This window comes from Luteolibacter luteus, assembly GCF_012913485.1.
Classification (GTDB): domain Bacteria; phylum Verrucomicrobiota; class Verrucomicrobiia; order Verrucomicrobiales; family Akkermansiaceae; genus Haloferula; species Haloferula lutea.
Genome location: NZ_CP051774.1, coordinates 5,037,269 through 5,050,955, shown reverse-complemented (window position 1 = coordinate 5,050,955; position 13,687 = coordinate 5,037,269). Strand labels below are relative to the sequence as shown.

Genomic DNA, 13,687 nt, shown 5'->3' with positions numbered 1-13,687 from the left:
AACCGGGCCGGGCGGTATGAAGTTATGAATCTTCGTCTCCTCCCGACGGTCGCGGCCTGCGCGATCGTTTCCACCGCGTCGTCAATCGCAGGCGAACTTGACGATTTCCTGAGGTCCAATGCCGCAAAATTTCCTCTGATCAAGCTAGAGCGCGGCGAAGAAGAACCTTTTGCCAAAGTCCACACCCTCCCCGGCCCTGCCGAGGCACTTCCCTTCAAGGATCGATTCTACAGCGGCTACCGCTTCACCGTGCCCGACTGGTTGGACGGATCCGTTCTGTGGATCTTCAGTATCAAAGGCCCGGAGGAAGAGGCCGAGAAGCCATTCAGCTGGTTCATCCTTTCCGAGGAAGATGATGGCTCCAAATTCCAACTCAGCCGCTCGCGGTGGGCAACCGACCATCGCTTTCCCTTCTTCAAAAAGCAGTTCCCCGGTTTCGAATCCTTCTACGAGCAGTACTTCGGGATGGATCAGTTGAAGAAGTCGAAGAACTACATCGTGTGGTTCGCCTTCACTGAAAAAGAGCGGCCCGAGGTCCGCTTCGCGCTCACAGTTCGTTCGACCAAGGGTCTCCGTGAATACGGCACCTTGCCAACCGGCATCTCAAGCCGTGGCCCGGGAACAAGCATAAATCTCGCCAACGCTCCGAAGGCACGACCTCCGCGCCAGATGGCGAAAGAAGCAGCCGAGATCTACAAGAAATCCGGTGCTGCCGCCGCTCGCGCCTTTCTCGAAAAGGAATTCGAAGCCTTCCTGAAAACTGGAGAACCTTTCTACGACTTTTACGTCGGCGTCTGGAGAGAAGCCCAGACCGGGGGTGGGCGCGTCGAAGCCGAGTGGGCAGCCGAGGCTTTTGGTTGGCTTCAAGAGAAGTGTCTTGCCATCGGCGCCGTCGACTCGGCGGAGGAACTGGTAGCCAATACAGCAGGCTCGATGATAAATGCCAACCGCTATGGTGCCGCCCGGCAATCGCTGGCCCCCTTCTTCACAGCCATGGGCCGCCGATCCGTTTCCTTGGATCCATCACTATTGAAGGATCTCGGCCCGGGCCTCACCTTGCTGCCGGAGGTGCGGAAACGGAAAATCCCTGTCAGGTCCGTCCGTCCCATGTTGAGCATCGAACCAGATGGCTGGGTGAACGCGACTGCCGCCTTCCCGGACTCCTTCGACAAGAACCTCCAGTCCTACGCCAATCTGGAAGCTCAGGCCGGCCAGTGGAAAAAGGCCTTGGAGCAGTATCTCTGGATCTGTTCCTGGGCCGAATTCATGTACGGCAAGGAGGGCTTCGAAATCGAAGAAGGCTGGTTCAGCGCTCGCCAAGCCCTAGCTGAAACGCTTCAGAACTTGGGGCTGAACGAGGCGGCGGACCTGGAGTTTGAAACCATCTTGACGAAGGATTGGACAGATATCTACCGCGGTCGCACCCTGAACGTCGCGAAGTCTTCCCGAATCGAGATCAAGATCGATCAGGGGCAAGCGCAGGAATCGATGCTCGCGGAACTCGATGCTTTGGTAGAGGAGGCGAAAAAGAACCCTTACTCCAACCGGCTGTCATGGGAGAGGATCGAAATCACCAAGGCGAAGTGCCTCGCTTCATTGGGCCGCACCGAAGAAGCAGACAAGCTTCTATCCGATCTGATCAAAGGAAAGAACCGCCATGCCCTGATCACCCGCATCGGAATTCGCCTCGAAGCGAACCGCCTGGAGAATCTTGAGCAGGAACTCGTCACCGTACTCGAGAGCTCCCGTGAGTGGGGAAAGAAGATCGAAGAAGCGAAGATCTACTCCCTCTACGCCGACTTCCTCGAAAAGTCCGGCCGCTTGGAGGAGTCCCTCGCCATGCGTCGCGAGGCCATTCGCCTGATGAAGGGCTTCGATCTCTTCGCCTTCCTACCGGTGGAACTCGCGCGGCTTTCCACCTCGCTCAGCCGTTGCGGCGATACCAGCAGCGCAAAGCTGGCTGCGGCCGAAGCCCAAGCCCTTGTCACCAAGCCCGAGCGTATTCCAGATCGGATCGCGAAGCAGGTTAACTCCATCATCGAAGCTGCGAGCTCGCTGAAACCGGCCTCGGCGGAAACAAAGAAAGTCTTCGTCGATCTCCAACCCCAGCACGCCGTGGTTGTTCCACTCGAAGGCAATCCGGTCCGCGGGCGCCTGACCCTGGCCAATCCATCCACGCAAGCCGTGGAGGGCACGCTCGGCTTCGATGGCATGCCGGTGGATGTCAGCTTCGATGCCGCCAGCGGTGAAGCACTCGCGAAACTCGGCACCGGCGGTGCGCTCGACCGCGTCAACAAGCTTCGCATCGATCCCGGCAGCTATGTTCAAATTCAGCTCTCTGCGGACGCGAAGAATCCCCCCAAGGGAGAACTCACCGTGTGGTGGAGCTCTCCGGGGCAAGATGACCGCAAGTCTCTCTGGACCTTTGATACCGCGGAAGAAGGCGTTTCTTCCGCCGTGATCGATGCCGGGGAGTTCAAGCGGAATGCCTTCTACGGCGTGCCGATCCATCACCACTACCAAAACGCATCCGGCACTTTGGCCACGCTGCGGGCAGTCACGTCCGTACCAGCCCGCGTGGAAATCTACGATGCCGCGGACAAGCCCGTATCCGTGGATATGAACGGCAACGGCAACTTCACGGAATCCGGCGACAGCATCTTCACCGATGGGGATGCCGACGGGAATCCCGACCTGACCATGGAGGCAGGGGAAGCGATTCTCCGCCTGCAAGTGTTCCCCATCGGAGAGATCCCGCCCGATGGCATGAAGGTCTCCGTCGAAGCCTTGGTCGATGGCAAGTGGCTACCCTTCTCCGAGGACCGGATCGTTCCATGAACAGCAGTTGGTCGGGCGGAAAGGTCAAGCGGGCTGATCCCGGCGCGCAGCGGCGTCCCGCTCGCGGGACTGGGCTCGGGCCCAAAGTCCGTCCTTCCAGCTTCCGGAAAGTTCCGGGCACGAGGCCAGAGCCTTGGCCGCCTCCACACCTCCCCTGTCATGATGCATCAGGGCATTGCAACGGCTGATGGTCCATGAGGGCTGGGGACGGCTGACCAACTCGAACCGATCACCCGGCTTCACATGGCCGTGGGTAAGGACACGGAAGTAGAATCCCGAGCGCCCGGTCCTCTCCACCTGTACTGCCAGATCCTTGATTCTCCAGCGTCGTCCCAGCTTCCAACAAGGCTGCCGCGGCTGCGAGACCTGCACGACCGCTTCTCCGAGTTGATAAACATCGCCGATGCAGATCTCGTCTTCCAACAAACCTTCGGTCGTCAGGTTTTCCCCGAAACCGCCGGCACCGGCCCCAGCCATCTCATCGATGCCATTCCAATAGGGATAGTGCTCCGCGGGATAAACGCAGACAGCCTTGTCCACACCACCGTGGAATCGGGTGTCTGCCACCTCGTCACCCCGGAAACCTTGGTAGCCCAGCCAGCGCGGCCCCTCCTGGGGCTGCTTGTAGAAGCCCGTGCGCCATTCCTTGTCCCACCACTCTCCGCTGCCTTCGACAGGCCGGTCGGCAGCAGCCCCGGTATGAAGAGCCACGACAATCATGGCGGAGACTTCGTCCGGCAATCCCGCCCGTCAAGCGCACCTGCCTGCTTTCGGGCAGGGAAGACGCTCGCGACCCCGGAGATTTCCCTACCGGACCTCCCCGAAAAAGCCGTTTCTATAGCAATACCAGCCACTTCCAGCGACAAATCCGTTGATTCTTGGCGCGAATTACGCTTTCGCGGGACTTGCGCGAGCCTCCCGGTCCTGCTAGACCACGCGCGCTCACCCCCCCATACATCATGAAGATTAGCATTATCGGGACCGGTTACGTCGGTCTAACCTCCGGCACTTGCTTTGCCGAAGTCGGTCACGAAGTCATCTGCGTCGATAACAACCCCGAGAAGGTCAAGACCTTGCTCGCGGGGCAGATCCCGATCTACGAACCCGGCCTCGAGGAGCTCGTGAAACAGAATGTGGCCGCCGGCCGCTTGAAGTTCACCACCTCCACCGAGGAAGGCGTGAAGAACAGCGATGTCATCTTCATCGCCGTCCCCACCCCGCCCCAGCCGGACGGTTCCGTGGATCTTTCCTTCATTGAGAAAGTAGCTCGTGAGATCGCCCAATGCCTGACTCCGGAACTCGGCTACCGTGTGATCGTGGATAAGTCGACGGTGCCGGTGAAGACCGGTGACAAGGTCGAGCAGACCGTCCGCCGCTATGCCCCTGCCGGTGTCGAATTCGGCGTGGTCTCCAATCCCGAGTTCCTGCGCGAGGGCTGCGCCGTGGATGACCTGCTGAACCCGGACCGGGTCGTGATCGGCTCGAACGACGATCGCGCGCTGACCTACATGCAGAAGATTTACGAGCCCTTCGTGGCTCCGGTGCTGGTCACCGACATCAACTCCGCCGAGTTGATCAAGCACGCCGCAAACTCCTTCCTGGCGCTGAAGATTTCCTACATCAATGCCGTGGCAAACATCTGCGAGGCCTCCGGTGCCGACGTGGAAAAGGTTGCCGAAGGCATCGGCATGGACAAGCGCATCGGCCGCGCTTTCCTGAATGCTGGCCTCGGCTACGGCGGCTCCTGCTTCCCGAAGGACATCAAGGCCTTCATCCACATCTCCGAAGCCCTCGGCCAGCCCTTCGGCCTGCTGAAGGAAGTGGAAAGCATCAACGCCCACCAGTTGGATCGCTTCCTCAACAAGATTCGCGAAAAACTGTGGGTCTTCCGCGAGAAGAAGATCGCCCTCTGGGGTCTCGCCTTCAAGCAGAACACCGACGACGTCCGCGAGTCCGTGGCGATCAAGCTCGCCCAGAAGATGCTCAAGGAAGGGGCCATCCTCGCCGCGACCGACCCGGAAGCGATCGAGACCGCCAAGAAGTTCGGCGAACTGGATGGTGACATCACCTACCACACCGATCTCTACGAGACCCTCGACGGTGCCGACGCCCTCGTCATCGCCACCGAGTGGCCGGCCTTCGCGAAGATCGACCTCACCGAGATCAAGAAGCGCATGCGCACCCCGCTCGTCTTCGACGGACGCAATCTTCTCGATCCGAAGGACGCCTCCGCCGCCCAACTCGAGTACTACTCGATCGGCCGGTAAGAGACGCAAGACTTCAAGACTCAAGACGCAAGACTTGAGGATCGCTCGAAGCACGGGACCACCCCGTGCTTCTTGCTTTTTGGCAGAGACGAAAGACTGGAGGATCGCCCGAAGCGAGGATCTACACCAGAACCACAGGGCCTGATGAGCGACCCGATTGCGCCGCTCTGCCACCGCGACGGACGGCTCAAGTCTTCCGTCTCGTGTCCTCCCATTCCGGGTCTTTTCCCAAGGAACATGTCCCCAATGCTTGCAAAGAGCCCCGATCGCCTCCACTTCCACCCCGACGGACGGCTCAAGTCTTGTATCTTGCGTCTTCAAGTCTTGAGTCTTTCCCATGAAATCACCCCGCCGCGCCGCCGTTTCCATTCTCCGCGCTTGGTCAAAGGGCCACGCCTACGCCGAGAACCTGATCGAGCGGCACGCCTCCCGGAATGACCTTTCCTCGGCGGACCGTGCCCTCTTGAACGCGATCGTGCTCGGCGTGCTGCGGAACCTTCGTCTGCTGGACCACTGGATCGCCGGGCTGCGGAAGGGCAAACTGGACGATGAAACCCGCGACATCCTGCGCGTGGGCCTCTGCCAGCTCCTCATTCTCCAGCTTCCCGATCACGCCGCGGTCTTCGAGACCGTGGAACTCGGCAAGAGCTCCGTGCGCGGACTCATCAATGCGGTGATGCGCCGCGCCGCAACGAACCGGAAGGAACTTCTGGATACCGCCCCCCTGCCTCCCGAGGTCCGCCATTCCCATCCTGATTGGCTCTGCAAACGCTGGCAGCAAATCTTCGGAAAGGACGAAGCCGAAGCCCTGATGGCTTTCAATAATGGCGCGGCACCGGTCATTGCGCGGCTCAATCCCTTGGTGAAGGAACCTGTTAGCCTGCCGGAGAATGCCAGCACGGAAGACATGCCCGAAGGCTTCCTCCGCATCGAGGGCCCCATCCCGGGGGAACTGCTCGCAAAGGGCGCGATCTACATCCAAGACCCGGCCACCCGTCATTCCGTCGAGCTTCTCGACCCGAAGCCGGGCGAGAGGATCCTCGACGCCTGCGCAGCCCCTGGTGGCAAGGCCTTCCTCATCGCGGCTGCCCAAGGCAGCGGCAAGGATCTGGTCTGCACGGACTCCAATGAGAAGCGCCTGCCCCGCCTGCGCGACAATCTGAAGCGTCTCCATTGCGCGGACGCAGAGATCGATGTCCACGATTGGAGCCAGCCCGCCCCGGAGAAGTGGCACGGTGCCTTCGATGCGATCCTGCTGGATGTGCCCTGCTCGAATACCGGGGTTTTCCGCCGCCGCGTCGACGTGCGCTGGCGCCTCCAGCAGAAGGACATTGGCGATCTCACCAAGCTCCAGCGCCAGATTATCGACAATGCCCTCCCTTGCCTGAAGCCAGACGGACGACTGGTGTACTCCACCTGTTCGATCGAGCCGGAAGAGAACGAGGACCTGATCCTGGCACTTCTCGCGGAAGAGCCTTCACTGCGCTTGGAGAAGTCCCATCAGGTACTTCCTCAACTTGATGGCACGGACGGCGCCTATGCCGCGCTTCTCAAAAAGACTCTCTGAGAAGCGGGCCCTCCCTCGTTTCTCCAGCCTTGCCGCTCCCGCAGAAAACTGAACACTCAGCGTCCGACCTTCCGATGAAATCCTGCCTCGGTCTTCTGCTCACCCTCCTGATCTTGATCGCCGTGATCGGCACGGGAGCCGCGCTCTGGTACATGAGCGCGAATACCGAATACTCCCGCAAGGACGCCCCCGTAGCCACGCCCTGAGCTGCGAAAGCGGATCCCGGGGAAACTGCCCGCCGCCGCGTGCGAGGGGCTGCCGAATCGGGCATCATGAGCAACCCGGCAGCGAGACGACGCGACGACGGGACACTTGGTTGGTTTGCGCTCCCCGGAGAGGGGGGGAAGTGTGCACCCCGAAATCGTACGGGGCGCACGTTGCCGGGAGATGATGCCAGCCGCTAGTCCCCGATTCCGGGGGTATTTTCGGGTGATCCCAAACGGAAGCGGGCAATCAGCTCGGCTTGGGAATGCACGCTGAAGTGGCGGAAGATATCCTTCACGTATCCGTCGAGGGTGTGAGTGGAGATTCCCAGCATGGAGGCCATCTCCTTCCGAGGGTGACCTTCCAGAACCAAGTTCAAAACCGCACGTCTCCGGGGGGAAAGCTTTGGCAGCACTCCGAGTTGGTCACCCTCAGACCAGCCGGTTTCGTGGAGCCAAGGAACCTCCGCGAGCACGATGTGTGCGATCTTCGCCTCACGTCCATCGAACTCCGACGACTCATCCTCACGATAGATCCCCACCGCACTGAAATCCCCGCTGGCCATCGGGCTGATCGAGACCATCAGGTCCCCCACCCCCGCGTCCCGCCAAAGCTGGCGGATATCGTCCCGCAGGAAGCGGTTCCCCGTATCCATTTGCTGCCGGGTAGCCGTGACCTGGACATTTTTCCGGCGGACCTCGGAGCTGATGGAGGAAAAGATCTCCCAGCTGTCCGGATGATCCGCCGCCTTCATGAGCTTGGCGAAGGTCCCGTCCTCGAAGCCTCCATGGGCGATCGCGGTATACAGGGGGCGGTCTCCGGACTTCTTTTTCTCCCGGGAAGACATGCACCAGAACCACCGCTGGGCATCTACCAGTTTCACCAACCCATCCATCAGGACCCGGCGCTTCTCATTGGCGCCGCCACGGGAAACAGCAACATCGCCGACCAGGCGGATCATGGATCGGACGTCAGCCTCGCTAAGCTCCGGAAATGACATGGAATGGCTTCAAAGGGCAGGTAGCTCTCGGGTGACAGGCCGCGGGTTATCCCCATCCTGCATCATCTATGCAATCCCCTTTCGTGCCCGACACTTGTTTTTCTGATAGGGCAAAGCCCCCGGAGAAACATCCACTCCTCCCGCGAATATCAACTTGTGGACTCAACAGGACCAAAACCGGCCATTCAACTGCCATGGATGGTGGTTAGAATGCCCCCCATCTAACGACCCGCCGCTACTCCTCATCCATCTCGGATTCCGCGCAGCACGATCCCCTGGCATGGACACAGGAGGCACACCAGCCCTTGCCGTCCACCACCATCACCGCTTCATCCCCGCAAATGTGGCAGGTCACCTCGGCTTCGATCGGGGCAGTAGCAGTCGTGTCGCTCATGGCTGCGGCAATATGAAGTGGATCCCCGCCTCTTCAAGGACGGGACCCGGACCACCGGCGGTCATTTATCTTCTTTGACTATCCCGCATCCTGTCTTTCCCGCACCTTGATCTCCGGCACAGCGCCGGAATACCGCCTCATCCGAGGCGAGAAGCGATATCCCACCCGATCATCGCTGCTAAAATGGCCGCAGGCCAGATCGGCCGTTCCACCCGGCTGCGCAGCAGAACCTCGACAAAAACAGCAGGAAAACAAGCCACGACGATCACACCCCAAGCGTCTTCAAGGCGATGAAGGTCGCCGTGGAGAACAAGGATCAAAAAGAAAGTCGCAGCCATAACCGCAAACGCCGTGCAATGCAGGTAGATGCGGGGAAACCCACGCTCTTCCTCTTGAAGTTCCTGATCCATTCCTCTCCACTTATCCCGGAAGTCCTCTCTTCCACAAGCTGGCCGCGGTTTGCGGAAACAAAAAGCCCGGCCTCCCTCGCGGAAGACCGGGCTTTGGAATCTGTCAGGGATTAGCCTTCAGCACCGGCAGCGGCACCTTCCGCTTCGGCAGCCTTGGCCTTCTCCTCGCGAAGCACGGCCTTGCGGCTCATCTTCACGCGGCCCTTCTCGTCCACGCCAAGGCACTTGGCGGTGACCATGTCGCCCTTCTTGACGACATCTTCCACCTTCTCGGTGCGGCCTTCGGCCAGCTCGGAGACGTGGATCAGGCCGTCCTTGCCCGGGAGCACTTCCATGAAGGCACCGAAGTTCGTGATGCTGACCACCTTGCCGGTGTAGATCTTGCCCACTTCGATCTCCTGGAACATGCGCTCGATGAGCGACTTCGCGCGCAGCAATCCTTCTTCCTTGGAAGCGTAGATGTGCACGGTGCCGTCGTCCTCGATGTTGATCTCGGCGCCGGACTCGGCCTGGATACCCTTGATGTTCTTGCCGCCAGGCCCGATGAGCTCGCCGATGCGGTCGGCGGGGATCTTCACGGACACGATGCGTGGGGCGTGCGGGCTCAGGTCCTGCGGACCGGCCACCGCTTCGGTCATCTTGGCGATGATCGTGGAACGGGCTGCCTTCGCCATGTGGATGGCTTCCTCAAGGATCGAGAGCGGCAGGCCCGGAAGCTTGAGGTCCAGCTGGTAGCCCGTGACACCTTCGTCAGTGCCGCAGAGCTTGAAGTCCATGTCACCGTAGAAGTCTTCGGAACCGATGATGTCGAGCAGGGCCTTGTGTGCCTTCATCGTGCCATCGTCGTTCCACTCCGTCACGAGACCCACGGAGATACCGCCGACCGGAGCCTTGAGCGGGACACCAGCGCAGAGCAGCGACATGGTTCCGGCACAAACCGTGGCCATCGAGGTGGAACCATTCGACTCCATGACTTCCGAGGACACGCGCATGGCATACGGGAAGTCTTCCACATCCGGGATTACCGGAGCGATCGAGCGCTCGGCAAGGGCACCGTGACCAATCTCGCGGCGGTTCAGGCCACCCATGCGGCCGGTCTCACCCACCGAGAATGGAGGGAAGTTGTAGTGGAGGATGAAGCGCTTGCTGTCCTCACCACCGGCGTAGTTGTCGAAGAATTGCTTCTCGTCGGCCGGAGCCAGCGTGCAAATCCCCAGAGCCTGCGTTTCGCCACGGGCGAAGATCGCGGAGCCGTGAACTCGCGGCAGCGAGTTCGCTTCAGCGAAGAGCGGACGGAGATCGCCCACCTGGCGGCCATCGGCACGCAGACCCTTCTCCATGATGGAGATGCGGAATGCCTTCTTCTGGATGTATTCGAACACCTGCTCGACGTCGAAGTCGGTCGACTCCGGGTAGCGGGCCTTGATCGCAGCTTCCACTTCATCGCGGAGCACACCGACCTTCTTGCCACGCTCGACCTTGGACGGCGCGTAGATGGCGTCTTCGATGCGGGATCCGGCGATCTCGTAGCCCACTTCAAGCAGTTCGTCCTTGGCGACAGTGAGCGCGTATTCGCGCTTCGGCTTGCCGGCCAGGCGGACCAGCTCTTCCTGAGCTTCCACCAGCTTCTGCACCGCCTCTTGGGCGAAGTGCAGCGCCTTGATGAAGTCCTCCTCCGGAAGCTCGTTGGCGGCACCTTCGATCATGATGACGTCGGTCTTGTTGCCGACATACACCAGATCGAGATCGCTTTCAGCTCGGTCGTCGAAGACTGGGTTGATGATGAACTCGCCGTTCACCCGGCCCACGCGCACGGCTCCGATCGGGCCCGCGAAAGGGATGTCCGAGATTGCAAGAGCGGCGGAAGCGCCGTTCATCGAGAGAATGTCGGAGTCGTTGATCTGGTCCGCAGCAAGAAGCAGAGCCACGATCTGGGTGTCGTAAAGATAACCCTTCGGGAAGAGCGGACGCAGCGGGCGGTCCGTCATGCGGGATGTGAGGATCTCCTTCTCGGTCGGACGACCTTCACGCTTGAAGTAGCCGCCCGGGAACTGGCCGGCGGCAGACGCTTTTTCCTTGTACTCGACGGAAAGCGGGAACCAGGTTTGGCCCGACTTCACTTTCGTCTGCGACACGGCGGTGACCAGCACCACGGTTTCGCCGCAAGTGACGACGACCGCGCCGTCCGCCAGCTTTGCGATTTTCCCGGTCTCAAAGGTGATCGGGTTCGAGCCGACCTGGCTCGTGACTTTATGGATATTCATCTTGTCTGTCTTTCGTGTGTGCCTCCGGCGACATGCCGCAGGCGTGTGTTTGGATTTCGGACAGTCCCCAAAGTAAGAAAGGGATAAAAGGGCTGTCCGACGGCGGAAGGGAAAACGTTTCCCGAAAAAGAGTCCGCCGTTTCATGCGAGACGGCCACGGGGTTACCGTGGCCGTCCGAGGAAAGGGTTACTTGCGGAGGTTCAGGCCTTGCAAGAGCTTCTGGTAGCGCTCTTCCGAGTTGGCCTTTACGTAGTCGAGCAGCTTGCGGCGCTGGGCGACCAGTTTCAGGAGTCCGCGGCGGGACGAGGTGTCCTTCTTGTGAAGCTGAAGGTGGGCTGTCAGGTGGACGATCCGCTGGGTCATCAGGGCGACCTGGTAATCAGCGCTGCCGGTGTCGGTTTCGTGGATCTTGAAGTCCGCCAGATTGATGGTGCTTTCGCTCATTGAATATAGTCTGTTCAGTCCAGCCACCTTGGCCAGTCCGCCCTTGCTCGGGACCGCGGAAGAAAGCGGATTCTCAGGGTATTGCAAGCACAATGGAAGGCTGGCTCACCCTTCCCCCTGTCAATTTTTGACGAATCCTGCCATCCGGGGCAATTTTCACTCGTGAATATTTCCCTCACGCCGGAATTGGAGAAGGCGGTCAAGGAGAAGGTAGCCTCAGGGCTCTACCACAACGCCAACGAAGTGATTCGCGAGGCACTGCGCCCTCAGACTGACCAAGGCTGCCATCGCGGACCTTCAGTCGATCCGCGAATATACGCTCGAAAGATGGGATAAGGAGCAGGAGACCACCTCCTTGAAAGCCCTCTGGGCGAAGTTCCAGCAGATACAGGAAACTCCCGGACGCTTCCGGCATCGCGAGGACCTGTTCAAAGGCTGCCAACTCGCCGCAGAGGGGAGGGTGAGTCCCTCCAGATCGTGCGAATCCTCCATTCTTCCATGGACTTCAAACGGCATCTTCCTCCTTGATAAGGCATGAAAACGACTCGGTGGATTCTTTGTTTGCTCCTCACCCTCCCCGCCGCCGCCGGACCTCTCCTGAAAAACCCCGGCTTTGACAAGGAGTTGAAGCCATGGACCTGCGATGAAGGCAAGGTCATCCCCGATCCCGAAAAGAAGGACAATTCTCTCCTCGAAGTCACCTTGGATGGCGGCGTCTTCGGCCTCTCCCAGCCGATCGAGTGGCCCGCGGACTGGAAAAAACTCACCGTCTCCTTCCGCATCAAGGCATCGCAGGCGACGGAGAAATCGCCCGTTCAATGGCGTCTCCGGATCTACGACAAAGCCGAAAATTCCGCACTGGTGGCTGCGGCTAAAATCACCAGGTCAGGCGAGTGGATCACCGTGAAGCAGGAGATCGAGCGCCCCGAATCCAATCCTGAATCCATCATGCTCGAGAGCAACCGCGGCGAAGGCACCCTGTGGATCGATGACGTGGAGCTAAAGTAGGGCTCGCCTTCCTCGGAACGCTCAGCTCCCGGTGATCGCCTTGCGGATCTCCGCCTGCTGGCTCTCAGTAAGATTCCACTCGCCCATCACGGAAGCAGCAGCCTCGGCGGCCCTCGGCCCGCGCAGGCTCTTGAGGTACTCGATCCTCCGGGCCTCGGGCAGCGGTTCGAGAATTCCTTTCATCGTCCGACCTCCTTGGTCGGCATCGAATTGGAGCGCCTCCCCGATCCACACCGCAGAGTCGCTGCTTTGCGCGAGGGCTTCGATCCGGCCCTCCGAGCGCAGGAAATTGGATTCCAAGAGGAATTGGCCGCGGGACTCACCGGGAATTCCCTTGATCACTTCACAGGCCCATTGCTCGGCCGCAGCAGCCCCTACTTCATCTGTCTTCACCCGGTAGATCTCGTTCCAAGACCTGCTTATGGAACCATTTTGGGCGGCAAATCTTTCCAGCAGGGAAGCCGTGGCACCTTCGGGGTCTCGCCTCATCCATTCCTCGAAAACTCCGGTGAGGAAAATCGGCTTGGATGACGCCCCGCGTATCGCCTGCAGCTCGTCAACCAAGGCGCGGAAGTCCGTGCCAGGCGGATATTTGAGCCCAATTCCATAGGTCTCGCTAACCGTGTCAGATGCTCCCGGCAGGCGCCCCCATAGTTCCGCGAGCGCGGCGGGCCCTAGCTTGAGGGAGTCTTGGGAAAGCGCCCTCATCAGGGAAGTGATGCGGGGATCCGAAATGGTGCTCCTGAACATACCGTGATTAACCAAACATTCGAAGGCCGCATGCGGATCCGTCGTCGAGAGGGAACCCGCCACGCTGATCATTCCCAGCTCGCGCAAGGCCGGGTCGCCCAGCGCCCCGGCCCACTCGAGAGCAGCTTTGGGATCCTCCGCCACCCAGGCATCCAGAAGCCTTCGCAGGCGGAACACCTCCGGATCACCGAGCAAGCCTTTGCCTGACGACGCCAACCAAGCCTCCAGCACCGCTCCGCGATCCTTTGCCGGGATCTCCCTCATGAGATCAGGCAAACCGGAGTCATCCGCACTTCCGATCCTCTCAGCCCAACGCTTCCGGCTGGGGCCCTTGTTGCCTCCGGTCGCAGCCCGATCCGCCACGGGAGCGACAGCAACCCGCTGCGAGCTCGCCGCTTCCTCCGCCGGAGAAGACGAGCGATGTCCACTGAACCATGCCAATCCAGAGACAGACACCAGAAGAAGGAGCCACCAGCGGGTTCTCATAGCAGCGCATTCCAGCACTTGGAATGGATAGATCAACATCGTTCACACCCGGAG

Annotated in this window: 13 protein-coding genes; 6 read left to right on the top strand and 7 right to left on the bottom strand. The window is 60.3% G+C overall.

Annotated elements, in window-relative coordinates; all coding sequences use genetic code 11:
• Positions 1-24 precede the first annotated feature (24 nt).
• The gene (locus HHL09_RS20845) at positions 25-2,838 is read left to right on the top strand and encodes a tetratricopeptide repeat protein (protein WP_169456586.1); all 2,814 of its coding nucleotides are present in this window, start codon (positions 25-27) and stop codon (positions 2,836-2,838) included.
• A gap of 24 nt (positions 2,839-2,862) precedes the next feature.
• Here the strand turns inward: HHL09_RS20845 and HHL09_RS20840 are convergent, their stop codons facing one another.
• On the bottom strand, positions 2,863-3,558 hold the full coding sequence (locus HHL09_RS20840; protein ID WP_169456585.1) for an MOSC domain-containing protein: 696 nt from the start codon (positions 3,556-3,558) through the stop codon (positions 2,863-2,865).
• A gap of 239 nt (positions 3,559-3,797) precedes the next feature.
• On the opposite strand from HHL09_RS20840, the gene HHL09_RS20835 reads away from it, so the two are divergent.
• The 3 genes from HHL09_RS20835 (at position 3,798) to HHL09_RS26710 (ending at position 6,878) form a co-directional block, all read left to right on the top strand.
• Complete coding sequence (locus HHL09_RS20835; protein ID WP_169456584.1) at positions 3,798-5,105, top strand: UDP-glucose dehydrogenase family protein; 1,308 nt, start codon at positions 3,798-3,800, stop codon at positions 5,103-5,105.
• Between the two features lie 337 nt (positions 5,106-5,442).
• Complete coding sequence (rsmB, locus tag HHL09_RS20830) at positions 5,443-6,672, top strand: 16S rRNA (cytosine(967)-C(5))-methyltransferase RsmB (RefSeq protein WP_169456583.1); 1,230 nt, start codon at positions 5,443-5,445, stop codon at positions 6,670-6,672.
• Between the two features lie 74 nt (positions 6,673-6,746).
• Positions 6,747-6,878, top strand: a complete 132-nt coding sequence (locus HHL09_RS26710; RefSeq protein ID WP_277349130.1) for a hypothetical protein — start codon at positions 6,747-6,749, stop codon at positions 6,876-6,878.
• Between the two features lie 194 nt (positions 6,879-7,072).
• On the opposite strand, the gene HHL09_RS20825 is transcribed toward HHL09_RS26710, so the two are convergent.
• From HHL09_RS20825 to rpsO, 5 genes are all read right to left on the bottom strand, one after another.
• Positions 7,073-7,837, bottom strand: coding sequence for a helix-turn-helix transcriptional regulator (locus tag HHL09_RS20825; RefSeq protein ID WP_169456582.1), 765 nt, complete (start codon positions 7,835-7,837; stop codon positions 7,073-7,075).
• A 274-nt stretch (positions 7,838-8,111) separates the two neighbouring features.
• The gene (locus HHL09_RS20820) at positions 8,112-8,270 is read right to left on the bottom strand and encodes a hypothetical protein (RefSeq protein ID WP_169456581.1); all 159 of its coding nucleotides are present in this window, start codon (positions 8,268-8,270) and stop codon (positions 8,112-8,114) included.
• 137 nt (positions 8,271-8,407) lie between these two features.
• On the bottom strand, positions 8,408-8,680 hold the full coding sequence (locus HHL09_RS20815; protein WP_169456580.1) for a hypothetical protein: 273 nt from the start codon (positions 8,678-8,680) through the stop codon (positions 8,408-8,410).
• A 110-nt stretch (positions 8,681-8,790) separates the two neighbouring features.
• Positions 8,791-10,944: a polyribonucleotide nucleotidyltransferase gene (locus HHL09_RS20810; protein ID WP_169456579.1), complete on the bottom strand. Its 2,154-nt coding sequence runs from the start codon at positions 10,942-10,944 to the stop codon at positions 8,791-8,793.
• A 187-nt stretch (positions 10,945-11,131) separates the two neighbouring features.
• Positions 11,132-11,389 carry a 30S ribosomal protein S15 gene (rpsO, locus tag HHL09_RS20805; protein WP_169456578.1) on the bottom strand — a complete coding sequence of 86 codons (258 nt, stop codon included), beginning with the start codon at positions 11,387-11,389 and terminating at the stop codon, positions 11,132-11,134.
• 271 nt (positions 11,390-11,660) lie between these two features.
• Here rpsO and HHL09_RS26865 point away from each other — a divergent pair, with 271 nt between their 5' ends.
• Together HHL09_RS26865 and HHL09_RS20795 are read left to right on the top strand one after the other, a co-directional pair.
• Positions 11,661-11,927 (top strand): type II toxin-antitoxin system RelE/ParE family toxin, encoded by a 267-nt coding sequence (locus HHL09_RS26865; RefSeq protein ID WP_169457823.1) that lies wholly within the window; start codon positions 11,661-11,663, stop codon positions 11,925-11,927.
• Positions 11,924-12,397, top strand: coding sequence for a hypothetical protein (locus tag HHL09_RS20795; protein ID WP_169456577.1), 474 nt, complete (start codon positions 11,924-11,926; stop codon positions 12,395-12,397). Before HHL09_RS26865 ends, HHL09_RS20795 begins: the two co-directional genes overlap by 4 nt.
• Positions 12,398-12,418: 21 nt before the next feature.
• Here the strand turns inward: HHL09_RS20795 and HHL09_RS20790 are convergent, their stop codons facing one another.
• Positions 12,419-13,633 (bottom strand): hypothetical protein, encoded by a 1,215-nt coding sequence (locus HHL09_RS20790; protein WP_169456576.1) that lies wholly within the window; start codon positions 13,631-13,633, stop codon positions 12,419-12,421.
• Between the last annotated feature and the right edge of the window lie 54 nt (positions 13,634-13,687).

What these genes read in the sequence shown, in the direction of transcription:
- rpsO (WP_169456578.1), bottom strand. Translation starts at nt 11,389, where the DNA reads ATGAGCGAAAGCACCATCAATCTGGCGGACTTCAAGATCCACGAAACC.
- HHL09_RS20835 (WP_169456584.1), top strand. Translation starts at nt 3,798, where the DNA reads ATGAAGATTAGCATTATCGGGACCGGTTACGTCGGTCTAACCTCCGGC.
- HHL09_RS20825 (WP_169456582.1), bottom strand. Translation starts at nt 7,837, where the DNA reads ATGATCCGCCTGGTCGGCGATGTTGCTGTTTCCCGTGGCGGCGCCAAT.
- HHL09_RS20840 (WP_169456585.1), bottom strand. Translation starts at nt 3,558, where the DNA reads ATGATTGTCGTGGCTCTTCATACCGGGGCTGCTGCCGACCGGCCTGTC.
- rsmB (WP_169456583.1), top strand. Translation starts at nt 5,443, where the DNA reads ATGAAATCACCCCGCCGCGCCGCCGTTTCCATTCTCCGCGCTTGGTCA.
- HHL09_RS20820 (WP_169456581.1), bottom strand. Translation starts at nt 8,270, where the DNA reads ATGAGCGACACGACTGCTACTGCCCCGATCGAAGCCGAGGTGACCTGC.
- HHL09_RS20815 (WP_169456580.1), bottom strand. Translation starts at nt 8,680, where the DNA reads ATGGATCAGGAACTTCAAGAGGAAGAGCGTGGGTTTCCCCGCATCTAC.
- HHL09_RS20795 (WP_169456577.1), top strand. Translation starts at nt 11,924, where the DNA reads ATGAAAACGACTCGGTGGATTCTTTGTTTGCTCCTCACCCTCCCCGCC.
- HHL09_RS20845 (WP_169456586.1), top strand. Translation starts at nt 25, where the DNA reads ATGAATCTTCGTCTCCTCCCGACGGTCGCGGCCTGCGCGATCGTTTCC.
- HHL09_RS26710 (WP_277349130.1), top strand. Translation starts at nt 6,747, where the DNA reads ATGAAATCCTGCCTCGGTCTTCTGCTCACCCTCCTGATCTTGATCGCC.
- HHL09_RS20790 (WP_169456576.1), bottom strand. Translation starts at nt 13,633, where the DNA reads ATGAGAACCCGCTGGTGGCTCCTTCTTCTGGTGTCTGTCTCTGGATTG.
- HHL09_RS20810 (WP_169456579.1), bottom strand. Translation starts at nt 10,944, where the DNA reads ATGAATATCCATAAAGTCACGAGCCAGGTCGGCTCGAACCCGATCACC.